The organism is Halalkalibacterium halodurans (assembly GCF_005671335.1).
GTDB lineage: Bacteria > Bacillota > Bacilli > Bacillales > Bacillaceae_D > Halalkalibacterium > Halalkalibacterium halodurans.
The window spans coordinates 1,331,370-1,355,124 of sequence record NZ_CP040441.1 but is presented as its reverse complement, the minus strand read 5'-3'; the positions used below and the strand labels follow the sequence as shown (position 1 = coordinate 1,355,124).

The following is a 23,755-nucleotide window of genomic DNA, read 5'->3' as shown; positions in this document are numbered from 1 at the left end:
TTCGGTTCTTAGTCAAATGTTGGGGTGGCATAGGAGGGCGAGCCCCTCTTATCCTACCCCGAATGTCTGATGTTTGAATTGATGATGCAAGAGAATACGGTTTCGCAAGCGATCATAACGCCGAAAACCAAAGGCATTTCTCTTAATCACCTTCGTTTGATTATTCAGTCCTTCAATAAAACCATTGTTTAAGCCAAACGCGAGGCTATTCAAGATCTCGGTCTGCCAGTTCTTCAGCGTCTGAATGGCTCGGTGGAACTCCTTTAACGGGCTCGCCTCCACTCTTCGGTAAAAGGCGTAGAGCCCTTGTTTCACCTCGCTCATTCGTCCTTCCCTTCCTTGCATCTTCGCTTCTTGATACCACTGACGAAAATGTTCTTTTAGCTCATACGCTTCCCTTAAATCAGGGGATAGCTCTAAGTACCGCTCCACCTTCTTCTTTTGCTTATCATCCAGTCTTTCTCTCTCTTTCTGAAACAGATGTTTGATCCGTTTACATCGTTTTCGATGATACGGATGGAACGCTTTTTGCACTCGGCGGCGAACCCCTTCCAGAGCCCAGTAGATGTAACGACAGAAATGGAACGGATCCCCAATGATGAGCGGGTGGCCTAAGGCCTTTTGAACAGCCGACTTGAAGGTATAACTAAGATCCATCACGACTGTTTTTACATGATGACCCTTCTCTTGAAGATATCGTTTAAGCGTATCGGCTTTACGATCCGGTAAGATATCCAACGGCTTCCGTGTATCTGCATCCGCAATGATCACTTGATATTTCCCCGCATTCGTATCCCCTTTGTAATCATCAATCGCAATCCGAGGAGGAAGGTGATCCACCTTCTTCACGAGGGGGGCCGCCAATTGATCAAACCGGCGCATGGCAGTTGTCACGGACGTTTGGAATTGATTCGCTGTGTCCGTAAAGTTCTTCCCTTGAATGAGCCGTAAGCGAAACGCTTGATTCCATTCCACTGTCTGACGCTGATATCGCTCTACAAAACAGGCTTTCTCCGCAAACCGCTTCCCGCATCTGCACGCGTACCGGCGCTTTCGATAGAATAGATACACCCACCGTTCAAAGAGCTTGAGATGTTGAACTTTTTGGATGCGGTAATCATGGATTCTCTCGGTTCTCTCCCCGCAGGATGGGCAACGATGAGGCGTTCGCGGCATTTCTACATGGAGCGCGATAAAGTCCTCTCGTTCCTCCATCTTTGTGACCTTCACACCTTTTAATCCGGGCAAATCCATGGTAAAATTCATCGTACACGCAGCTCCTATCCTTTCTTTGTTTCTGGACAATTCAAGGATAATGGATAAAGGAGCCTGCGTGCATTTTTTTTGCCCCTCTTTTGTGCAAAAACCCCAACATTTATTGTAGAGCCTCTTTTTCTTTTTATCCTATTCATCCTCATGCCTATAGGTGAATGACTATTTCATCTAACAACCATCCGATCATTCAAAAAAAAGCTTAAGGCACAGGCCTTAAGCTTTGTTAGGTTTCGATGATTTTTGCTTGGTTTGTTCGACTTCTAACGGTGGTGCTTTAACGACGATAAAGTACGTTTGAATAATCATAAAGATGTTCCCGATCACCCAGTATAGGGAAAGAGCCGATGGAAGGGATAGCCCCGCGATGATGATCATAACCGGCATTACATAAAGCATCACTTTCATCTGCATTTGCATCATGTTCGCCATTGGGTTATCGGAATCGGACGGATTCGTCTTTTGCATCTGTTGCTGATGGCTCATCGTCATTTTAAACTGAAAATACGTTGTGATCCCAGCAACAAAAGGCAAAATGTAGTCAGGTTGTCCTAGATCAAACCATAAAAACGTATGATAACGAATCTCCTCTGTTCTCATAATCGCAAAATAGAACGCCATGAGAATTGGTAATTGGATAAAGAGAGGCAGACACCCTGCCATCGGGTTTACCCCGTGCTTTTGATATAATCCAAGAAGTTCCTTTTGCATTTCTTGCTGTACTTTCGGATCTTTTGATCCCTTCTCTTTATATTTTTTCTGAATAGCTTCCATTTCAGGGCGAATCACTTGCATGGCACGCATGCTTTTTTGCTGCTTTAACGTTAAAGGTAAAAGAGCTAAACGAATCAAGATGGTGACAATGATAATGGAAAGCCCGTAGCTACCGTTTAGCAAGTTCGCCACCGTTGTAATTAGCCATGACATCGGATATACGAAAAAGTGGTTCCAAATTCCTTCCGATTCTGATGTAATTGGATCCGTTGTACTACAACCTGCTAAAGCTACCAATAGTAAAATCCCTGCGAAAAGTAATAAACGACGTTTCATATAATTCAAATATCCTCCTTCTTTTAAGCCGATGTTGTTCTTTTTTCTGTCAAGCGAGTATAAAAGAAGGAGCCTCTTCATCTGCTGACGATTTATCCTTAATCGAGTGAACCTTCGGATGATGAACAACCGATAAAGGACGAATGAACGCGGACACATCGCTTGACATATGCGTCGAATCCAATTGCTTCCGCTGCCAATTTAATCGAAACGGCCGATCTACAGTGCGAAAGTAAAGCGGTGTAAAAGCCGTAATCACCATTACCGCTAGGGCAATTGTCAACGATAGTGCCACCATTTCTGAAAGGACGTCAAGCACGCTCATTCGCCTCCTTTCTATTACAAAGTATTTTCATCATACCACACTCTATAGCAGTTTCAAAAATGATTTTTGAACTTTTTCCTCTAGATGCCTACCTTTCTCGTTTTGATAGAGCAAGCGCCGTTTTTATATGTTTCCACGAAGAGCTATTCCCATATAATAGCACCCCTCCTCGATAGACACGGGCAGCTAGTATTGCAAACAATCCGATCGTTCCTACTAAAAAGGCAATGGATAGGGCGACTTCCCATAACGGGACATCAAGCATTCCCACCCGCAAAAACATAATCATCGGTGTGAAAAACGGGACGAATGACGTAACCGTGACAAACGATGACTCTGGTGCATTCATACCAAACATAGCGATAAAAAACGCAACGATGACGAGGAAATTAATCGGGCCTACCGCTGAGTTTACATCTTCAATACGACTGACGATGGAACCGAGCATGGCTGCAAGAGTAGCAAACAAAAAGTAGCTTAAAATGTAAAACAATAGTGCGTACATCATTAGTCCGACAGGTAATGCGTCTAACGATACGAAATCACTCACCACCCCTAACCCTTCTCCTGTTCCAGCTGACATCCGAAGAAGTGCATTCACTCCTCCTATGAGTACAATGAGAAAAAATTGACTGAGTGCCACAAGAGCAATACCGACAATTTTCCCGAACATATGGGTAACAGGGGATACACTTGAAATCAAAATTTCCATCACTCGCGAGGATTTTTCCGTTGCCACTTCGGTGGCGATCATACTGCAATACATGATCACTGAAAAATAGATAACGAATAATAAGATCACTACAAGGAATGAAGCCTGAGCAACCTCTTCTTCGGTTTTAACAGCACCCTCCCCTTCCTCTACAGGTTCTGTCGTAAATGAAACAGGGGCGTAGATTTGCTGGAGTTGTTCGTCAGACAGACCGAGATCAGCCGTTGCCTGTGCTTCTTTCACTGTTTGCATTCCATGCTGAAGTTCGGCCGTTACGGCTTGATTAACCGACTGATAATAATATGTTGCCTCCGGTACATCTGCCCCTTCCCTCAGCACAAGCATTCCGTCAAACTGACCAGAAGATACAGCTTCTTGCCCCTCCTTCTCGGACTCTGTAAAAGAGGTCAGCACAATAGCTGATTGTTCTCTGTCCAGCACCTCTGCAATCGCCGGATACCATTCGCCCGTTTCGTCAAGGATAGCAACATGTGCTGGCTCCTTCGACTCTCCCGCTTCAAACAGATTGATAATCAAGTCCACATTGGCAAACAAGAGCACGAAGGTGAGGGTAACCGCTGTCGAGATGACGAATACTTTTGATTTCACTTTGTTCATATAGGAATGGCCAACGACCGTCCAAAAATTATTCATATCGCGTCCCTACCTTCTCTACAAAAATGTCATGCAGGCTCGGTTCCTCTAATTCGAATTTTTGCACGAACCCTGCTGTCGCTACTGCTTGAAAAAGAAGCTTTGCTGTTTCTTCATTTGCTATCTGAAATTTTGCACCTGCACTTGTCTCTTGATGGCGTAGGACACCTGGAATGTCGACGAGGGGTTCAAGCGCAAACTCCCCTTGAATGATAACGTTTTTCTTACCAAAGCTTCTTTTGATATTCTTCAAATTTCCTTCGACGACTGGTGAACCCCGATGCAAAATGCATAGATGCTGGCACAATTCCTCCACGTGCTCCATTCGATGACTCGAGAATAAAATTGTCGTTCCTTCTTTTTTCAAGTCAATGACGGCTTTTTTCAGTAGTTCTACATTGACAGGATCCAATCCAGAGAACGGTTCATCTAAAATGAGTAACTCTGGCCGATGAAGGACAGACGCAATGAATTGAATTTTTTGTTGATTACCTTTTGAAAGCTGTTCGACTCGTTTATGTTCATATTCAGGTACTTCAAACCGCTCCAACCACATTTTCATTTCTTTTTGAATGTCTTGAGTTTTCATCCCTTTTAGCCGTCCAAGGTACTTGAGTTGCTCTTTGACGGTAAGCTTTGGATATAATCCTCGCTCTTCAGGTAAATAGCCGATGCAGTTCGTCCGTTTATAAGTTAAAGGTTGTTCTCGCCAATGAATCGTTCCTTCTGTCGGTTCAAGCAACCCAAGAATCATACGAAACGTTGTCGTCTTACCGGCACCGTTTGCTCCGAGCATTCCGAACATCTCTCCCTTTGGAACAGACACGTGTAAATTATTCACGGCCGTAAAGGTGCCAAACTTTTTGGTTACCCCATCAATTGTTAAACTCATTAGCATTCTCCTTTTTTCTTTCAATACGAACTAGGACACAGATACGTTTCTTTTTTTCAGCAAGCGAACAATTTCGTGTAGCTCGAGCGGTTGTGTCTCCACTTTCTCAAGAGCAGCAGCTGCTATTTGTTCCTCAAAACGAAGAGCATCGCTCGTTATTATTTCTATTCTCGTACCTGCTATTTTCATAGATACGACGTTTTCCTCATTTTTAATTGCAGATGCATTTCCTTCAAGCCAGAAGCGCCCCCATGAAGATAATAGCCGGTCCTTTTCATAGAAACCGAGCATTTGACCTTGATGAAGCACCAACAAGTAATCTGCTAATTCTTTCACTTCTTGCGCAGAATGAGTAGCGAAAAGCACAGTCGCTTGCTCATGTCCGGTTAAATAACGAATCAATTCATCCTTCATTTGCTCTTGTCCATCCATATCCACTCCTGCAAATGGTTCATCAAGGAGAAATAGGTTTGGCTTTCGAGCAATGGCCATACTAAATAGGGCTTTCTTTTGCATTCCGACAGAAAGGGAATGAAGCGGTTTTTTCATCAGTAAAGAAAAGCTTTCCACAAGCCGCTCAAATGTTTTCTGATCCCATTTAACATACACCCCTTCATAAAGATAAGCTAACTCCTCAAGTGTAAACGCCTCAATGCCAATTAGCTGTTGCGGGACATAAGCTGTATCCTCCTTCCAACCTTCCTTCCGCTCCCACGTTCCATGATTGGCTTTGATAAGATCCATCCACAGGCGGAAAAACGTTGATTTCCCTGAACCGTTATCGCCAACAAGCGCCGTCACCGTCCCTGGTTCAAGCGTAAAGGAAATCGGACCAAGGCTAAAAGAAGCGTCCACTTTTTTGATTAAGTGATGGCAACCCCATGTCATTCTTCCCCTCTCCCTTCTTTTTCTTTTTGTTGCTGAATGATCGTATGCACCATGTCTAACAACTGCTCGAATGAGTAATCATGACGCCTCCCCGTTTCAATTGCCATTGAAAGTGTATGATAGACAGTGGAGAACTTTGTCTGTTCTTTTATTTCATCTCCAACCTTTGCAACAAACGTCCCTTTCCCTTGAGTTGTTCGGATGTACCCTTCCTGTTCCAAGTTTTGATACGCTCGCCTTGTCGTAATGACACTACATGCCGTTTCCTTTGCCAATGCCCGGATCGACGGAAGGGGATCCCCTTCATTTAAATGACCTGAAACGATTAATGCTTTAATTTGCTCTTCGATTTGATGATAGATTGGCGACCGACTGTTTTGTTCAATTTTAATAGGAAGCTTCACTTCACTCCCCCTCTCTTCAGCGGTTTAAGTTGTTTTTCGAGCCATTCACGAACTACACATGATAATCAACTTTTCTCCCTAACCGTCTTAACTCAAGTTTCCACAATTGATGGCATAATACTACTAAGATCACAGCCCCCGTTGCCGTCACAAGCGGATAAGCTACACTCAGATGAACGATAAAGTGGATAAAGCCATTCCCATCCGTCAGCCGTGAAAACAATGTTAGAAACGCAATAGCTCCCCCGTAAATGAGAACTACATAGAGCCAGATGACGAGCTTATTTCGATAAAGAGCACCAGGCTCTGCTGCTGGAAACATGCCGCTCATGATCATCCCGAGCGCTAGAAAAGAAATAAGATAAAACGGAAATTGACCAATCGGCACCGCCTGTCTAAGCCCATCGGAAAATAGATAGATCCCGCTTAATATCAGCACCGTACCCGGAATATAGAAGAGATAGTGAAGAAAAAACCGACTTTTAATTAACACCTTTTCCGATAGAGGTGTTTGTTTAAGAAAGATAAAGAAAGGAGAAACATAGAGGTTTCCTTTCAGCTCTTGGACTTGAAATGGCCTATGTCGGAATACATATGGTGTATAGACAAGGACAAACAAAAAAATGCAATCAAAAAAGGTGACAATTCCAATTGAAACTTGACCGTCCATATAGAATGACATCATTTCAGATCCAAAATAGATCGCCAGTGCCATAAGAGCAGCAGCCATTAAATATCGACGCAGTGGTGTTGCTTTTAACTCAAACATGACCAATCGTTTAAGTACTTCACGTTCGTTCATGCCCAATCCTCCTCACTGTTTATGTGTTAATATCTATATACACAGTATAACAAAAGATTCTTTTTTGCAATCCCAAAAGTGAAAAATACGTTTTTCTTGATTATGTAAGCGATTCCTTTTACACTAAAATCAAGGGAGGGCTTTCACATGAATTACTTTCTAACCGTGTATGATCCAACAGGAGAAAAACTTCTTGATGAACAACTTGAAGCTTCATCTGATGCTGAAGCAAAAGAGTTAGGTGAGCTAAAACTAAAGGAACACGGGTATGAGGAGCACACCCACCGCATGATCCGTTCCGGAAAACTATTATTGTTCCACCGCTAAAAGACCGAGCAAAAGTTTCTGTCTCGGTCTTGCTTAATCAACTGTCAAGCCCCCGCACCGTGTTACTTAACCACGTTCAAGCCGTGGAAAAAAGGCTATTAGATGAGGTCGTTCTTCTTCCCCTTTATCGGCTACGCCAATATGCATACCATCCACCAACATTGCAGGATGTTCACTTAAATTCATACGGATGGCTCGACTATACGAAAGCTTGGTTTATGGGGAGGTGAAAAACCATACCAAAAATCCCACTCGCTTATTCTTTCTTTTCTTATATTGGTTACAATCACCTGTTAAAGATTTATAGTACAAAAAGGGTGCCCCATCACGGGACACCCTTACATGTCATTAACCGGCTGTACTTGCAGCACTCCTCTCTTGGTTTTGCAAATGATACATTTGCGCATAAGCACCGTCTCGCTCCATTAGTTCATCATGAGTCCCTGACTCAATGATCTTTCCTTTATCAAGAACGAGGATTTGATCCGCATTTTTGATCGTTGATAGTCGATGGGCAATGACAAATGTCGTTCTGCCGCGCTTTAGCGCCTCCAGCCCGCGCTGAATAATCGCCTCCGTCTCTGAGTCAATATTGGAAGTCGCCTCATCCAACACTAAAATGGCTGGGTCTGCCACAAGGGCACGAGCGAAGCTAATCAACTGGCGCTGACCGCTGGAGAGGGTGCTTCCTTTTTCTTTCACTTCTTCATCTAACCCTTGCTCCAAATCGGCAAATACATGCTCTCCGTCTACTAATCGTAGCGCTTCCTCCATCGCCTCTCGCGTAATAGCAGGATTGGACAACGATAGGTTCGATGCGACCGTTCCTGTAAATAAATACGGCTCTTGAAGCACAATTCCCATATGCTGACGCAAGGCCTGTGGCGAGATCTCCTTAATGTCTTGCCCATCAATCCGAATTTGCCCATCATCGCAATCGTAAAAACGGAAGAGCAAATTCATGATTGAACTTTTTCCTGAACCTGTATGACCGACTAAACCAATCGTTTGCCCAGGCTTGGCATGGAACGTTAAGTTTTTCAAAACCTTCTCGTCCTCTTTGTACGCAAAGCTAACATTGTCGAATACGACATCTCCTTTAGGACGAGGGATCGTTTCATCGCTCACCTCTGTCCCCTCTTTATCCATTAACTCAAATACTCGCTCCCCGGCCACTCGCGCTTGCTCAAGATTTGGTAATTGATGGACGATTCGATTAACTGGCTCAAACAGTCGGTTCACATAATCGACAAATGCATAGAGAACACCGAGAGTTAGCGCATTACCAGCACCTAGCGACGTTCCAGCGATCGACCAAATAAGTCCGACGAATACGAGGTTTCGTAACACCCATGAAAGGTTATGACCGGTAAGGGCATTTAAGCGTAGCAGCTTCACTTGGTCACGGTAATGAGAGTCATTCAGACGATCAAACGTGTCAGCAGAATCTTTTTCCCGAACAAACGCTTGTATGATGCTCATCCCTTGAATGTTTTCGTTCATGGATGCATTGATTTCACTAATTTTCGAGCGAATTCGATGATTGATCGCCGATGCGTACTTTCGGTAAAGCACAATCCACAACACAAGAATCGGGATTAAGCCGAGACAAATGAAGGCAAGGCGAACGTCTAACAAAAACATCGCAATATAGATCCCAATCATGTAAATAATACTCGTAAAAAAGTTAGCTAAAACTGCGACATAGAGCTCCCGAATGGCTTCCGTGTCATTGGTAATTCGTGAGACGACCTTCCCTGCTGGCATGTTGTCAAAAAAGCGTACAGGAAGACGCGACAAATGATTAAACAGATCGATCCGCAACCGTTGAATGATACGATTGGCGGCCTTTTGCAAGTAAAAGCGTTGACCGTATTGAAAGAAGGATGCGACAACCATCAGTCCAAAATAAAACAACAGCAACTGGACAATCGGGCGAATTTCTGGTGTAAAAAATGCCATAACCTCTTGAGTCGTAAGCGGCACTGCTTCCGTCTCATACATGTCATCTCCTACTGTTACTCGGAGCACGCCATCATTGTACGATTTCGCCCCATCCATTGGGAGCGGCTCTTCTGTAAACACGAATGTCAAGCCAACTTGCGCAATTTGCACCTCATGCTCTCTCGGTGCGTCGTCTGGCATGTACGTCTCGCGAATGTACCATGTCCCATTGTATTCGACGGCTTTTGCTTGTTCGGTCGTTTCATACCATGGCTCCTCGATACCCGTAATATGACGGTCAATAATAGTCATCGCAATAAATGGACCTGTTAATCCAGCCGCCACGCTGACCGTTAACAAAGCCAACGCAAACAAAATTGTCTTTTTACTCGTTAATGCATATTGATACAATCGTTTTCCTGCGGTCATGGGCTCACCCCCTCTACTGGATCAAGCGCTTGCCTTCGCGCTTGCTCTGCATACCAACCGTCTTTTTGGAGCAGCTGTTGGTGAGTCCCTTCTTCGATTACGCGGCCTTCGTCTAATACGAGAATTCGGTCTGCGTGCTCTACAGCAGAAATACGATGCGTCGTAATGACTGTTGTTTTACCTGCACGTTCCTTGCGAATATTGCCAATTATTTTCGCCTCTGTTTTCGCATCAACCGCTGACAATGAATCATCTAAGATCAAAATGTCAGGATCAGCGATGAGGGCGCGAGCAATTGAAATTCGCTGCTTTTGTCCCCCGGAAAGGGCCACCCCTTTTTCACCGACGAGCGTCTCTAACCCGTCTGGTAGAAAGCTTAAATCTTGATCAAATGCTGAAAGACAAATCGCTTTTTGTAGCTCTTCTTCCGTCGCATCCTGCTTTCCAAATAAAATGTTTTCCTTCACCGTTTTTGAGAAAAGAATATGATCTTGTGGAACGTAACCAATCCACTTGCGGACATGTTGTTTTTCCATATCACGAAGAGCTGTATCCGTTAACGACACTTCCCCTTCATGGATCGGATAATATTTTAATAGTTGTTTCACAAGTGTTGTTTTCCCGCTGCCCGTTCGGCCCACAATTCCGAGCGTCTCACCTCTATTCACTTGAAACGATACTTGCTTCAATTGCGTTCCTTTTGAGCCAGGGTACTTAAAGGACAACTGTTGAAAGCGAATATCTTGAAAATCGGTCGTGTTAGTTGGCTGCTCAGGATTCGGGACATCCTCCCGCTCTCGCAACGTTTCGTCTATTCTGTCAAGAGAAGCGCTGCCTCGCTGCATAATGTTGATTAGTTCCCCAATCGCAAACATTGGCCATATTAACATCCCAAGATAGACATTAAACGTCACCAATTGGCCGAGAGTAATTTGTTGCTGGAACACTAAGTAGGAGCCAAATCCTAACCCGATAATATAGCTCATTCCAACGATTATGTTGACGGCTGGTTCAAATAGCGCATCGGTTTTCGCTACAAGGATGTTTTTTTGATAGACATTCTCGCTCATTTCGCGAAAATGGTCTTCATCTGCTCGCTCCTTACTGAACGCACGGATGACTCGTAATCCCCCAACCGATTCAAGCACTTTATCGTTTAAAGAGCCAAACGCATCTTGTGCCATCATAAAGCGGCCATGAATTTTTTTCCCTAGCACCGTAATGATAATCGCCATTAACGGCAACGGTAGGACAGCGGCAATGGTAAGCTTCCAATCAATCAACACGCACATGGCAATCAAGATCGTAAACATAAACACACTTGAATCGATCAGTGTCAATATGCCAAACCCAGCTGTATTAGATACCGCCTTTAAATCGTTCGTTCCTCGTGCCATTAAGTCACCCGTTCGCTGCCGTTCATAGAAAGTCGGGTCCATCTTGAATAAATGACGCATGAATTTACTGCGTAGCTTCCTCTCAATGACAAAGGCACCACCAAACAGTTTGGACATCCATACAAAGGTTAGACCGTAACTGATGACCATGATTAAAGTAAGTATTCCTCCATAATAGAGGCCTGATTGAACCGATAATTGACCCATTTGAAAGTCGTCAATGGCCAGCCCTAAAATCCATGCTGGTGCAAGATCGGTAATGCCAACAATTAATAAGAGAACAAGCGCAATCGTGTAGCGCTTCCATTCTTCTTTAAAGAACCAAGATAATTGACCAAGAACTCGTAACATGACAATTGTTCACTTCCTTTTTCTTATTCGGACACTAACCGCCTTCTAGCTCCATCATTTTAAACAACTGAATGGTTCGTTTCATTTCAAATCACCTCTGTTATTTTTTCAAAACAAGTAGATGAAACCGTGTGAATAGAGGGAAAATTCCAACTGTTTTCTTCAATCGAGTAGGAGGGGGTGACGAACCCCCGACCTCTCACACCACCGTACGTACGGTTCCGTATACGGCGGTTTCACTTAAGTCCAACGTCTTGTTTGATACCTCTCGGCTAGACTCATGAGACCTTGTCCTTTCCAGTATTCACTGTTCAGGGCATAATCCATGATCGGGCTGTGAGCGACTCTCCAGTAGCCTTTTCGACTGTTCGCCCACTGCCAAGCCTTCGCCTTCTTGATCCCCAATCTGACTAGATTCTTTTGTCTAGCGGAAGTGGTTTTCCACTCTTTCCATCGAATCATCCTTAATCTTCTTCTGATCCATGCATCGATTTGGGCGAGGATACTTGGTGTGTCCACCAATTGATAATACCCAAGCCAACCTGTTAGGTAGCGATTCAGTCTGCGTAACCGATCAGACATCTTCATGGAGTGTCTTCGGCTCGTCAGTTCTCGAATCCGTTGTTTGAGTCGTTTGACACTTTCCTTAGACACCCTCATTTTCGGATCCTTTCCTCGTGTGAAGGAGAATCCTAGGAATTTACGGTTCCAAGGACGATCAACGGCACTCTTCTCTCGGTTGACCTTAAGTTTCAACCTGTTTTCGATGAAAGAGGTTACGCTCTCCATGATACGGAGCCCCGCTCGTTTGGATCGAACATAGATGTTACAGTCGTCCGCATAGCGGACGAACTTCAATCCACGTTTCTCCAATTCGTTGTCTAACTCATCTAGGACAATATTGGACAGGAGTGGACTAAGCGGTCCTCCTTGCGGAGTTCCTTCCGTGTTCGGGCTCACCAGTCCTCTTTCCATCACACCCGTTTGGAGGTATCGGCGAATCAGTTGAAGCACTCGAGGATCTTGGATTCGGGAGGAGAGTTTCCTCATGAGACGGTCATGGTTCACCTTGTCGAAGAACTTCTCCAAGTCAATGTCTACGACCCATCTGTATCCTTCCTTCATCCACTGCTTCGCCTGCCTGACGGCGTTATGTCCTCTCCGATGCGGTCTAAACCCAAAACTTCGTTCGGAGAACGTTGGATCATAGAGTTGAGTCAAGATTTGGGCGATCGCTTGTTGAAGGAAACGATCCATCACCGTGGGGATCCCTAGTTTCCTTACGCCACCGTTCGGTTTCGGGATTTCGACTCGACGGACAGGCTTCGGGAAATAAGACCCTTCTATGATCTCATTTCGAATGGAAGTCCAGTTTTCATGAAGATGGAGGCGTAGGGATTTTACGTCCATTTCATCCACACCGTAACTTCCTTTATTCTTTTCCACTCGTTCGAGTGCTTGTATTAAGTTTTCACGGGATAGAATTCGTTCCAACATCGTATCAATCTCCTACGTGAATCATCGGTTCTTCTTATGTGACGCGCTCTCTCCACCCTCTCTTCGTGTCCCCAGCGAGATTCATCGCTTCCTCCACGAAGGAGGTTCTTCGTTTTCTGTTTCATCAAGATGCGTGTATGCGAAGGGATGATTCTCCTTACGTGATTCAGCCCTTCCCCTCTTGTCTAGACCAAGCGGGTACTATGGCTTCTGCTGACTTCTGACCGTTCAGCTTGCACTCTTATGCAAGGTTACGACATGCGTGTCGCGTATCAGTCAGATCTCCCAGGGTAAGTACACATTCTTCCCCTCCATGTCTCCTCTTCATTTACTCGGTAGACCCTTTGGCAGTCTGGACTTTGATTTGTTAGGCAATCTCACCCAAGTCTACCTAGCCTTATATGAAGTTCGTGTTCCTAGGAGCGGAGGTTTGCCGCCGACTTCCTTCAGATTCTGGGTCACCCCAGACACCCTTGTCTTAAGCTAACTGTTACGACTGCCTTCACAGTTCGGGACTTGAACCCTAGAGAATATGCGCATGCCTGGCACACCCAAAAAAGGCACCCACGCAGCCGTGGATGCCTTTTGATTTGAAAAATCATGAGGAAACCAGTTGTATAACCGAAACAGCTGCTATGCGCAGCCAGAGATCCCGTCAAGATTCATATTTAACAGGAGGCTACGCTTTTCATGAAATTGTCGTACGTCCATCATGCCATGATCTCTTTTCATGATCAGCAACCTCCTTTCATCTACTCGTTCTATGCCTTTATATCTTAATCGAAACTTTCCTCAATTGCAACGGAAAAATGAAGATAATGGTAACTTTTTTACTTCTTACTCTCTAGACTTATTGGTAGAAGTCATCGTTTTTCTTAGACTTGAGCTTTAAAAGCGAAAAAAGCACCTAATAGGCGAAAAAATTTTTTATCTGTCTACCTATTAGGAGCACTTCTCTGACTACTCTATCTATATGGGATACATTTTTAAAACCACTGAACTCTCTTTCTAATTTGTCATCGGCAACTGAATAATCACCTTAAACAAATCCCCATCTACATCGATGTCTAAATATCCTTCATGGAGGTCGACAATCGATTTAGCAATGGCGAGTCCTAACCCAGACCCTTCCGTGTTTCGCGACTGATCTCCCCGCTTAAATCGTTCAAGCAGTTCATCCACATTGTCGCCTAACTCATACTTGGCGACATTTTTAATAATAATTTCGACGGTTTCTTTCTTTTCTTTGACCGATAGATAAACTCTCGTATGCTCCAAAGAATACTTTAAAATGTTTTGGATCAGATTATCAAACACACGCCAAATTTTTTGTCCGTCTGCTTTTATATATAAAGGCTCCTCTGGAACCGAAATTCGTAGTTGAAGGGACGACTGTTCGAGCGCTTCTCCATACTCAGCTAGCGCTTGTTGTAACAACTGCAACACATCGACTGTTTCCAGAGTTAATTCGATGTTGCCGCTTGACATTTTTGATGCCTCAAACAAGTCGTCGATTAATATTTTTAGCCTTCGCGCTTTGCGGTCAATGATCTCAATGTAATCTGCTCGTTCTTGTTCATCAGCGTCCTTTAACAGTTCTGTATACGTAATGATCGAAGTCAATGGCGTGCGCAAATCATGACTTACATTCGTAATCAATTCCGTTTTTAATCGCTCGCTTTTGGCTTGCTCTCGCTCTGATTGTTTCATCCCTTTCTTCATCGTATTAATGTTTTGGGCAAGAAGGGCGAGAGCAGAACGGCCTCTTACCGGCAAATCTTGGGGGGTATGCCCGGATTTAATGTCCCATGTATTGGCCACAATTTGATTGATGTAGCCTGCTTGACGAAACAGATACACAAGTGTGGGCCCTAAAACGAGCAGAGTGAGTGGAAAATAGATGAGCAATAGGGGCGGATGATATAATACAGCCGCAGCTCCTACTCCAAATAAACCAACAATCATCATCATCAATGCCCACTGAAACCCTGTCGATAAATCTAAAAACGCTTCGCGAATCGTGGAAATAATCAAGAACAATAAGCTATTTCGCCATTGGGCGCTATGGACGTCAGGATCTTTCACGACATCAAGTAACAAAACGAGCTGACTAAAGGTAACAAATGCAAGGAAGATGAGACATCCTATGACAATCACATGCTCTATCGTGTACGTATATGCAAACTGTCCTTCTTGCGCAAATGTGAACAGAAAAGCCAAGTCGATGAATAGCGTGATGAGGAAAGCGCTATAACGAAGATCAATCGGAAGCTTTTGATAGGCTCTCTCAAAAATTCCGCCTCCTAGTGCTCGGAAAGGTGCCTTTTTAAGACTAAACCATAAACCTGCTAATAAAAGGACAAATCCGATGCCCCCTTCATAGATCATCCGCTGCTGTTGCAACTGGTAGTATTCATAATTAGAAACGAAGCGATTGCCCTCTCGTTCACTTGCAATCGCTAATTTCCCTTCTAAAATTGGATACGAGAGGTCTCCGGTTAGAGCCTCAAGATAATAGTCCATATCTACATATTCATCATCCATTACATAATCTCCATGAAGGAAATCGTAAAAGTGATGTTCGAACCGATACGTCTCCGGCGTTACCGGATGATCATCCCCTGTCCCTTTCACAGATGTTTCATATAAAAACCTTTCGTCTTCTTTCATTTCTTCCCACGTTTGATCGCTTGACAGGTTCCAAAACGTCTTTTCCGTGTTGCGATCTTTTAACACATAATAAATGGATTGCTTGTAGTTATCATATAAAGTGCGATCTCTCTCTAACCTTTGAAATAGTTCATCGAATCGCGCCTCTTTTTCCTTAAGAATTTTCTTTTTTACATGTTCATCACTTTCAAAATTTAACGTGATGTCTTTTATTTTTTCATCTCGTTCGTTTTCATAGAACTGAGCTAAATCTTCATTCTCTTCTAGGCGGGCAAGCTGAATCTGCTCCTCGTATTGGGCGTGGATATTGGCAACTTGTTCGGCCAGTGTACCGTATCTGTACCGGTGTTCATTAATTTCATCCTCTGTCACCTCAAGGTTTGCCAACAATTCGGCCTTGTTTGTCTCTATGATTTCATATAGATAAAAATAGCCCCAAAAATCATCCATCTCTTCGGCAAACTCATTCGAATCAAAATAGTCCTTCGTATAATACGGGGCTTTTAACAATGCTGAAGCAACTAATGCAAAGCCGATGGTGATCAACATTAACCATAAGAGCAGAATTTGAATGTCTCTTCCTCGTTTCATCGATTTCCTCCGTTCATCGCTCCATCTTGTAGCCAATTCCCCAAACGACTTTTAAGTGTCTCGGGTTGCTAGGATCGATTTCGATCTTTTCACGAATTTTTCGTATATGAACAGCGACTGTATTTTCTGATGATTGAAAGGACGGTTCGTTCCAAACACGTTCGTAGATTTCTGCTATCGAAAACACCCGGCCTGCATTAGTCATCAACAATTCAATAATTCGGTATTCAATCGGTGTTAGCTTGACAGGTTCGCCATAAGCTTTTACTTCTTTCGCATCAAGATCAAGCGTAATCCCGTTCAAGTTAATAAGCTGCTTTTTCTGTTCATATGTACCGAGATTCACGTATCTTCTAAGCTGAGACTTTACTCTCGCAATGAGCTCCAGCGGGTTGAACGGTTTTGTTACATAATCATCACCGCCCACTTGCAATCCCAGTACCTTATCAGCTTCTTCACTTTTCGCACTGAGAAAAATAATCGGGATGTTACGGGCTTCACGTATCTTTAACGTCGTCTGTATACCGTCAAGGCGAGGCATCATCACATCAAGAAGCATCAAGTGAATATCTTCTTCATTTAAACGTTCGAGCGCTTCAATTCCGTCTTTCGCTTGAAAGACGTTCATCCCTTCATTTTTTAAATAGATGGTGATTCCTTCACGGATTTCCTTATCATCATCGACCACAAGCACGTTATACCCCTGAGTCATTTGAACCGTCCCTTCCTTTCCCATGTCAAACTCTATTGTAATGATGAGATCTTAACAAATACTTAGTAAAAATCTGAAGAATTTCTTAAGAAATCATTGGAGAAAGATGCAATAAAATAAATCACCGCGGCTTTGCTTATGCCTTAAGGTGATTCATTTTATCCGTATCTATTTAGTTGCATATTGAAATAACTCATTTAGCTTATCAAGCTTTTCTTCTGTATACTGTTTAAACCGTTCGTTATAGGTTCGTGGGTCTTTCGGGTTTGCATGTCTCGAGATGTTCCCTGTCCCCGGTTCTACCCATTTACTCGTCGCCCCGCATCCAAGACCGATAATGGTTTGAACTTCTTCCATAATGACGATGTTGTAGAGGCTTTCTTTTTCAGGCAAGGCATACCCGACATTTTCTAAATTCCCTAAAATGTTTTTCTGCCGATACAAATAGTAGGGGGCATATTCATGGTCTTCGGTCCAGCTACTCGTCATCGCCATCATCTCGGCAATTTCATCCCGAGTTGCTACCTTGTATTTATCACGGTTTTTCGTCATTGTGGACGCTCGCTTAAAGGAAAGCGTGTGAACCGTCAACGATTCAGGCATAAGCTTCTCCGTCTCTTCTAGAGAGCGAGCCATCTCCTTTGGCCCTTCTCCAGGTAGCCCGATAATTAAATCCATGTTAATATTCTCCATCCCTAAATCGCGAGCCATTTTGTATTTTTCTATCGTCTCTTCCACCGAATGGTGACGACCGATCGCTTGCAAGGTTTCATTTTCAAACGATTGGGGATTGATGCTAATCCGATCAACGTTCCACTTTTTCAACACTTCAATTTTTTCAGGGGTAATCGTATCAGGTCGCCCCGCTTCAACGGTCAATTCGCGTACTTGATTCATTGCAGGGAACGAATCATATAACGTTTCATAAAGAGCATCCATTTGCTCAGCCGTAATGCTCGTTGGCGTCCCTCCGCCAAAATAAACCGTCGTAACGGGTATTTGATGGTCTGTTAACCACTTGCCCGTTGCTTCGATTTCATAATGAAGGCCGGCTAAAAAAGCCTCTACAGAGCCATTTTTCCCGTTAATTGCGTAAGCAGGGAACGTGCAGTAAGCGCATTTCGTCGGACAAAACGGAATACCAATGTAAACACTCACACCCCGATCGAGCTCGTCCAAGTCTGGAAGAACGGCAAGCTGACGCTCAACAATCCGTTCCAGTAAACCGACTTTTTCTTCTGAGACTCGATAAAGATCTTTCAGCTCTTTTCTTATCTGTTCACGGTTTAAGCCAGCTCTGCGCATTTGGTGCATAAGCTTTGTCGGCCTTACGCCTGTTAACACGCCCCACGGCTGCTTCAACCCAGACCATTGCTCCATCACATCAAAAAACAAATAATTTAACACTCGCTTCATAAGCTTTTGTTCATCCGCCCGATCAAACATCGACCACTCGGGATATGAAAATAAGGTCGTGAGCGGTTGTTCTAAGCTCGCATGTCTCAGAGAAGCACGTGCTTTTAGATTGGATAAAAGCTCGAAGGAAACATGAAGATCAGCTTCTTGCTCTCCCCATAAAATCTCTGGTTCTTCGATAAATAATTGTGCTAAATGAGTGATTTGCTGTTCATAATGGCGATCAAGCCCGTGTATGGAAACGTTCATTGTCACTAACTCCTCATGTCTATCCTTTTCAAAATCAAACTAAGTGTACCCAACTAGAAACAGAATATCAACTGTGATTTTACATATCTTCTCACAACAATGCCCCCCTTAAGTCTTTCTTAAGGGGGAACTGTTCAACCGTTTAAGTTTCACTTTATAATTGAACGCGTAACTGTTTGCGAAATACTTCTCGCACCATATAAGATACGCCATTTTGATCGTGGGTGCGCGTCACCCAATGGGCCGCTTCTTTTACTTCCTTTGCTCCATTGCCCATTGCGACTCCTAAGCCAACTTGGCTCACCATCTCCACATCCGCCTTTGAAGCCCCAATAGCCACTGTTTCTTCTGGACCGATGCCAAGATGCTGGGCAAGTCGAAGCAGAGCTCTCCCTTTGCTCACACTATAGTTCACAATATCGATTCGCCCTTCTTCTCCTGACGATATGGTAATCGATGGGATTGCTGCCTTCAACTCTCGCAATGCTCGCTCTTTTTCCAAGTCATCTGTAAATTCAGCTTGCACTTTCAACGGAGCAAATGGATCTTTCAGAAGCTGATCACTTACCGTATCAACGAAATGAACTGGATAGAACAAAGGATCTCCAATGCCAACAGTCATCTTTGCAATCAGATGGTTTTTCTGATTCATACGATTACCCACGGCATACGATTCATGAAATACACGAATGTGGCAATTAAATTGCTCCAATAACTCGACTAAATGGATCGCTTTTTCTTGTTGGATTCTCCGGGCAAATAACGGCTGGTCGCTCGCCTCCGCCACGAACGCCCCATTGTTTGAAATCAAGTATCCATCGAGCTTTAACGATTTGGCCACTTTTTTTGTCGCCGGAAATGGACGTTCCGTTGCTATGGTTACATATACCCCTTTGCTCTTCACATAATCGATCGCATCTTTCGTTTGTCGGCTAATTTTGCCGTTCGACCGAAGGACAGCATTGTCAATCGTCAGGGCAAGTAATCGGTATGTCATGCTGATTCCCCCTTAAAGGACTCCTACCTGTTCATGGCTTATACCTTTACCCTATGATCCACTCTATAAAAATAGAACTAGCACAGAGAGAACTGCGTACTATTCATTTCTTACTGGTTCTGTCGAAATCAGTGCCTCTCATGCTCCAATGGACCGTTCTTTATCGTGGAACAACCGTTGCAAAGCAGGGTACGACAGGTGTAATGTCATAGAACGGGCGATCGTAAAGACGATAAACGACAGCCAAAGCCCGTTGTTTCCCCATAATGGGACAAACAACCAGCAGCTTATAAGGAAAACGAGCATAGCGATGATCATCGATTGCCGAATCGGACGGGCCACGGTTGCCCCTGAAAACATCCCATGAAGCTGCAACCCCCAAAACCCAGCAATTGGAAACAGCATAATCCAACCAAACAGCTGAAGAGTTTCCGCTTGAACAGCCGGAATGCTCGTAAAAAGAGCAATGATGGGCTCCTTCATTAGCCCTAATGTACAAACGAGCCATAAGCAAATGACACTGGACCAGACTATGTCTAGACGAACGACACGTTCGAACAGCGATCGATCTCGTGCACCGACCGAACGCCCCACGACAATACTAGCGGCATTCGCGACACCGTCAAACATATATGCCATTAAATAGTGAAGCTGCAGCAAAATTGCGTTCGCAGCAAGCGACACCTCTCCAAACCTTGCGCCTATCGACGTAAAGGTCGTTAACACAGTAAGAAGACAGATCGTGCGAATAAACAAATCACGATTAACGGTCAGCATATGGAGAATTGGCCGTTTATCGAGCACTTGCGTTAATGAAGAAAATACAGAAAATGAATAACACCGTAAAACAAATAGACACCCGGCGACAGCCCCTGTCACTTCCGCAATCAAACTTGCAGCTGCGACACCCCCGATTCCCCACTGCATCCAATAAACAAAGAGAAAATCAAGGGCAACATTTAGCAAATTAGTACCGACCTGAATAGTGACTGCCCCGCGGATCCGACCAATACCCATCAGCCAACCAATCACGACATAGGAGATGAGGGCGAATGGGGCACCCCAAATGCGAATCGCCACATACTGCTCAGCAAACAGCCCGACATGTTCGGGCGGAGAGATGATCAATAGCGAGGCACTTTTTATCGGGTGTTGTAGCAAAATAAATGACAGCCCGACAAACATCGCGAGAAGAAAAGGCCGAACAAACGCCAGCATGATGTCATCTTCTTTTTTCCTCCCGAGCGCTTGCGCTGAAAAACCAGATGTACTTACTCGCAAAAAACCGAACAACCAATACATCGTATTAAAAATGAGTGCACCGACCGCAACTCCACCGATCAGAGCAGGATCTTGTAGATGTCCGACAATGGCCGTGTCAACAGCACCAATGAGTGGTGTCGTCATCGCAGAAAAGATGAGCGGAATGGCCAAAGCAAGAAAAGCCCGATGCGTCATGACGGGCGTCTTTAATGAATGTTTCTTTTTATCCACAAATCATATACTCCTTCACCATTGAGTGATTGTATGTAACGTAACAAATCCTTTATAATCGCTATCATTACGATTTAAATTGTAACGGGAAACTTCCCTCGATGACAACCTTTTTTACTGTATATACTCTTTTTAGTTAGAAAGTGCCTGCTTAAAAAAGTAGTGACTGGACCGAAGCATGAAGATAAAAGGATCAGTGTAGCCTTCAGACCTATGCTGACTTACAGAAGGATGCACTTGAAGTCGCTTCGTGTTTGGCGCTTTGCCCCCAGCTACCACCTTTACTCATAGTAAAAAGGAGCTGTCCCAAAAGCACCTTAAAACATAAAATCGGGAGAACCGTTTGATGCGGTTCTCCCGATTTTTGTGTTGATTTGTATTCTTTAGTTCCTTCGAGCGACGATCCACCGTCGCTCGTTTCCTTAGGTTGTGGGCAAGAGCCACAAGCCCGAGTTCGATGTGCACGCTTTCCTTGCCACGAAGATGTAGCCTTCGGAAGCCGAGGTTTTGTTTAACATGACCAAATACGCTCTCCACATCCGTTTTTCTTTTTTGGTAGAGCGTTCGGCCTTCTTCGCTTTTCAGTTTTTGATGTTGCTTCGCTTTCAGTTCCTCATACACCGGGTTGTAGTGTACCTGTCGATTTCCCCGGGCCTTCGTACACTCCGGCTTAAACGGACATCCTTCACATGACTCACACTCATAGACTTTAAAATCCCGTGCATACCCATACGGATCGGTCCGCTTGGTGTATCGTTTAAAAGAGACTTTCCGCTGATTTGGGCACCAGTACACATCGTCCGTCTCATCATACCTCCAGTTGTAGGGATGAAAGCGTTTCTTCGCAAAGGAACGTTTCTGTTCTTGGCGGAATGTATGGGAGGGAATGAGCGTCTCAAACAGTTCGTCTGCCATCGCCACATAATTAGATTCACTCCCATAGCCCGCATCGGCAATCAATGTCTTCGGAAGAGGAAGTCCGCTCTCTTTGAGAGCCTCCACGTGGGGAAGAAGGCAGCGGGTGTCAGTAGGATTCGGATGGACCGTATAAAAAAGAATAAACTGATCCTGAGTCCCAATCTGCCAGTTGTAGCCTGCTTTTAACTGCCCATTCTTCATGTGATCGTCTTTCATCCGCATAAAGGTGGCATCTGGATCGGTTTTCGAATAGCTATTCCGCTCCCCCAAGAGGCGAAAAGACGTTTCATACTTCCGAAGCCGAGGCAAGGTGTCGGTCGTGAGTGTCCGATAGATCTTTCGGAGCGGTTTGAGCGCTTGTTTTTGTGCTTGCTTCTCTTTCTGGTCTGCCGTTTCTTTGATCTGTTCGTCTCTTTTGATGAGTTCCTGTTCCACGGATCGGGCGACGGCTTGAAGCACTTCACTGGAGATACGCTTTTCCTCTGCGTTTGTCTCCTGTTGGATCTGGATGCGATCCAGTTCCACTTGCTTCTCGATTTCTTGAAGCATTTCATCGATCTTAAGTTGAAGCTTCTCTTCATATTTTTGGACGCTCTTTTTCCAAACAAATGTATACTTATTGGCGTTCGCTTCGATTTTCGTCCCATCCAGAAAGTACGATGATCCATCGACGTAGCCTTCCTTGATCAGAAGATGCGTCAATGCCGAAAACAATGTATCCATCAACGGTTTCAATCGTTCCGAGCGAAACCGATTAATCGTCTGGAAGTCGGGTGTCTGTCTGGCGGCGAGCCACATCATCGGAAGATGTTCGGTCAAAGCCTTGGCGATCGCACGACACGAAAACCACTTTTGCGTGTACCCGTACAATAGGATTTTCGTCATCATTTTCGGGTGATATGCAGGACGACCGCCCCCTTTGTATACCTCGTCAAATAGCTGATCATCCAACGATTCGACCATGTCATTCACCACACGTGCTACATGGTTCTCTGGAATGAGATCGGAAAAATCCATAGGAAGCACGAGTTGATTCATGGTATACTGCTGATAAGTAGCCGTTTGGTTACGCAAAAAAATCGCCTTCTTTCGTTTGAATTTTGGTAGTGGTACCTTCATTTTAAACGATTGGGCGATTTTTTTGTATGTTCTTTCGCGCGTTAATGGGAGTCAAACGAGCGACAGGCGGCGACTCCTGCAGGAAAAGCAACAGCGGAAGATCGCCGAGAGTGGGGTTCTCGAGGAAGCTGGAGCGTTGCCCGCGGAAAGCGTCCGCCAAGTCGCCATTTCGAACGAATAAGCAAAGGAGCTGCCTCAAAAGATAGACTTTTGAGACAGCTCCTTGACCTTATTCGTTCGGGTTCCCGTAAATTTCCTCTAGAGGCTCTGTGATAATCCGATTTAAATCTCCGATGACCACACTTAGTCGTTGCTCTTCTTCCATTAGCTTTGAAATAAGCTCATGTTGTTGAACGAGTTCAAATTGCTGCTGCGCCTTTTGTGCTTCTTCCTCGGTAATTTGAACACCTTGCATTTGCTTTTGTTGCAAGTCCAATTGAAGCTGACGGAAATTTTCCAATAACCGCTTCGCAATATCGTCCTGATCAATCTGAGTGTGAAGACTTTTAAGAGCCTTAAACTCTTCGCTTTCCGCAAGCGCTTGTTTTAACTCCTGTGCCTTATCATAAACATTTGACATAAATTCGTGAGCCTCCTAAAACCATAGTCTTCACGACTATAACATGTATGAGATTAGAATTCATC

The 23,755-nt window shown here is 44.3% G+C and carries 19 protein-coding genes; 1 reads left to right on the top strand and 18 read right to left on the bottom strand.

The features are described from left to right. Positions 1-48: 48 nt before the first annotated feature. From FED51_RS06515 to FED51_RS06480, 8 genes are all read right to left on the bottom strand, one after another. On the bottom strand, positions 49-1,266 hold the full coding sequence (locus FED51_RS06515; RefSeq protein WP_138090344.1) for an ISL3-like element IS651 family transposase: 1,218 nt from the start codon (positions 1,264-1,266) through the stop codon (positions 49-51). Between the two features lie 222 nt (positions 1,267-1,488). After that, on the bottom strand, positions 1,489-2,322 hold the full coding sequence (gene yidC / locus FED51_RS06510) for a membrane protein insertase YidC (RefSeq protein ID WP_041820389.1): 834 nt from the start codon (positions 2,320-2,322) through the stop codon (positions 1,489-1,491). A 49-nt stretch (positions 2,323-2,371) separates the two neighbouring features. Further along, positions 2,372-2,641, bottom strand: coding sequence for a hypothetical protein (locus FED51_RS06505; RefSeq protein ID WP_010897338.1), 270 nt, complete (start codon positions 2,639-2,641; stop codon positions 2,372-2,374). 94 nt (positions 2,642-2,735) lie between these two features. Next, a complete protein-coding gene (locus FED51_RS06500) occupies positions 2,736-4,013 on the bottom strand; it encodes an ABC transporter permease (protein ID WP_053431633.1) in 1,278 nt (425 codons plus the stop codon). Next, positions 4,006-4,905, bottom strand: a complete 900-nt coding sequence (locus FED51_RS06495; RefSeq protein ID WP_053431634.1) for an ABC transporter ATP-binding protein — start codon at positions 4,903-4,905, stop codon at positions 4,006-4,008. The genes FED51_RS06500 and FED51_RS06495 overlap by 8 nt, the downstream gene beginning before the upstream one ends. Positions 4,906-4,935: 30 nt before the next feature. Further along, positions 4,936-5,793: an ATP-binding cassette domain-containing protein gene (locus FED51_RS06490; RefSeq protein WP_053431635.1), complete on the bottom strand. Its 858-nt coding sequence runs from the start codon at positions 5,791-5,793 to the stop codon at positions 4,936-4,938. Further along, positions 5,790-6,197 (bottom strand): GntR family transcriptional regulator, encoded by a 408-nt coding sequence (locus FED51_RS06485; protein ID WP_053431636.1) that lies wholly within the window; start codon positions 6,195-6,197, stop codon positions 5,790-5,792. Before FED51_RS06485 ends, FED51_RS06490 begins: the two co-directional genes overlap by 4 nt. 52 nt (positions 6,198-6,249) lie before the next feature. Next, complete coding sequence (locus tag FED51_RS06480; RefSeq protein WP_053431637.1) at positions 6,250-6,999, bottom strand: hypothetical protein; 750 nt, start codon at positions 6,997-6,999, stop codon at positions 6,250-6,252. 147 nt (positions 7,000-7,146) lie between these two features. Between FED51_RS06480 and FED51_RS06475 the strand changes: the two genes are divergently transcribed. Then, positions 7,147-7,326, top strand: coding sequence for a YhzD family protein (locus tag FED51_RS06475; protein WP_010897332.1), 180 nt, complete (start codon positions 7,147-7,149; stop codon positions 7,324-7,326). A gap of 348 nt (positions 7,327-7,674) precedes the next feature. On the opposite strand, the gene FED51_RS06470 is transcribed toward FED51_RS06475, so the two are convergent. The 10 genes from FED51_RS06470 to FED51_RS06420 form a co-directional block, all read right to left on the bottom strand. Beyond that, positions 7,675-9,699 (bottom strand): ABC transporter ATP-binding protein, encoded by a 2,025-nt coding sequence (locus FED51_RS06470; RefSeq protein ID WP_053431638.1) that lies wholly within the window; start codon positions 9,697-9,699, stop codon positions 7,675-7,677. Next, a complete protein-coding gene (locus FED51_RS06465; RefSeq protein WP_053431639.1) occupies positions 9,696-11,447 on the bottom strand; it encodes an ABC transporter ATP-binding protein in 1,752 nt (583 codons plus the stop codon). Before FED51_RS06465 ends, FED51_RS06470 begins: the two co-directional genes overlap by 4 nt. A gap of 240 nt (positions 11,448-11,687) precedes the next feature. Then, positions 11,688-12,944, bottom strand: a complete 1,257-nt coding sequence (gene ltrA, locus FED51_RS06460) for a group II intron reverse transcriptase/maturase (protein WP_010896223.1) — start codon at positions 12,942-12,944, stop codon at positions 11,688-11,690. A 1,008-nt stretch (positions 12,945-13,952) separates the two neighbouring features. Further along, positions 13,953-16,205 (bottom strand): sensor histidine kinase, encoded by a 2,253-nt coding sequence (locus FED51_RS06450; protein ID WP_053431640.1) that lies wholly within the window; start codon positions 16,203-16,205, stop codon positions 13,953-13,955. A 13-nt stretch (positions 16,206-16,218) separates the two neighbouring features. After that, positions 16,219-16,917: a response regulator transcription factor gene (locus FED51_RS06445; RefSeq protein ID WP_010897323.1), complete on the bottom strand. Its 699-nt coding sequence runs from the start codon at positions 16,915-16,917 to the stop codon at positions 16,219-16,221. Between the two features lie 168 nt (positions 16,918-17,085). Continuing rightward, positions 17,086-18,582: a coproporphyrinogen III oxidase gene (locus tag FED51_RS06440; RefSeq protein ID WP_053431641.1), complete on the bottom strand. Its 1,497-nt coding sequence runs from the start codon at positions 18,580-18,582 to the stop codon at positions 17,086-17,088. Positions 18,583-18,736: 154 nt separating this feature from the next. After that, positions 18,737-19,579, bottom strand: coding sequence for a Cof-type HAD-IIB family hydrolase (locus FED51_RS06435; protein ID WP_053431642.1), 843 nt, complete (start codon positions 19,577-19,579; stop codon positions 18,737-18,739). 138 nt (positions 19,580-19,717) lie between these two features. After that, positions 19,718-21,073 (bottom strand): MATE family efflux transporter, encoded by a 1,356-nt coding sequence (locus tag FED51_RS06430; protein WP_083445575.1) that lies wholly within the window; start codon positions 21,071-21,073, stop codon positions 19,718-19,720. A 285-nt stretch (positions 21,074-21,358) separates the two neighbouring features. Then, a complete protein-coding gene (locus FED51_RS06425) occupies positions 21,359-23,065 on the bottom strand; it encodes an IS1182-like element IS660 family transposase (RefSeq protein ID WP_138090342.1) in 1,707 nt (568 codons plus the stop codon). Between the two features lie 274 nt (positions 23,066-23,339). Further along, positions 23,340-23,690 carry a YlbF/YmcA family competence regulator gene (locus tag FED51_RS06420; protein ID WP_010897319.1) on the bottom strand — a complete coding sequence of 117 codons (351 nt, stop codon included), beginning with the start codon at positions 23,688-23,690 and terminating at the stop codon, positions 23,340-23,342. Between the last annotated feature and the right edge of the window lie 65 nt (positions 23,691-23,755).

Coding starts and splice junctions, on each gene's coding strand:
- FED51_RS06515 (WP_138090344.1), bottom strand. CDS start 1,266: ATGAATTTTACCATGGATTTGCCCGGATTAAAAGGTGTGAAGGTCACA.
- yidC (WP_041820389.1), bottom strand. CDS start 2,322: ATGAAACGTCGTTTATTACTTTTCGCAGGGATTTTACTATTGGTAGCT.
- FED51_RS06500 (WP_053431633.1), bottom strand. CDS start 4,013: ATGAATAATTTTTGGACGGTCGTTGGCCATTCCTATATGAACAAAGTG.
- FED51_RS06495 (WP_053431634.1), bottom strand. CDS start 4,905: ATGAGTTTAACAATTGATGGGGTAACCAAAAAGTTTGGCACCTTTACG.
- FED51_RS06490 (WP_053431635.1), bottom strand. CDS start 5,793: ATGACATGGGGTTGCCATCACTTAATCAAAAAAGTGGACGCTTCTTTT.
- FED51_RS06480 (WP_053431637.1), bottom strand. CDS start 6,999: ATGAACGAACGTGAAGTACTTAAACGATTGGTCATGTTTGAGTTAAAA.
- FED51_RS06475 (WP_010897332.1), top strand. CDS start 7,147: ATGAATTACTTTCTAACCGTGTATGATCCAACAGGAGAAAAACTTCTT.
- FED51_RS06470 (WP_053431638.1), bottom strand. CDS start 9,699: ATGACCGCAGGAAAACGATTGTATCAATATGCATTAACGAGTAAAAAG.
- FED51_RS06465 (WP_053431639.1), bottom strand. CDS start 11,447: ATGTTACGAGTTCTTGGTCAATTATCTTGGTTCTTTAAAGAAGAATGG.
- ltrA (WP_010896223.1), bottom strand. CDS start 12,944: ATGTTGGAACGAATTCTATCCCGTGAAAACTTAATACAAGCACTCGAA.
- FED51_RS06450 (WP_053431640.1), bottom strand. CDS start 16,205: ATGAAACGAGGAAGAGACATTCAAATTCTGCTCTTATGGTTAATGTTG.
- FED51_RS06445 (WP_010897323.1), bottom strand. CDS start 16,917: ATGACTCAGGGGTATAACGTGCTTGTGGTCGATGATGATAAGGAAATC.
- FED51_RS06440 (WP_053431641.1), bottom strand. CDS start 18,582: ATGAACGTTTCCATACACGGGCTTGATCGCCATTATGAACAGCAAATC.
- FED51_RS06435 (WP_053431642.1), bottom strand. CDS start 19,579: ATGACATACCGATTACTTGCCCTGACGATTGACAATGCTGTCCTTCGG.
- FED51_RS06420 (WP_010897319.1), bottom strand. CDS start 23,690: ATGTCAAATGTTTATGATAAGGCACAGGAGTTAAAACAAGCGCTTGCG.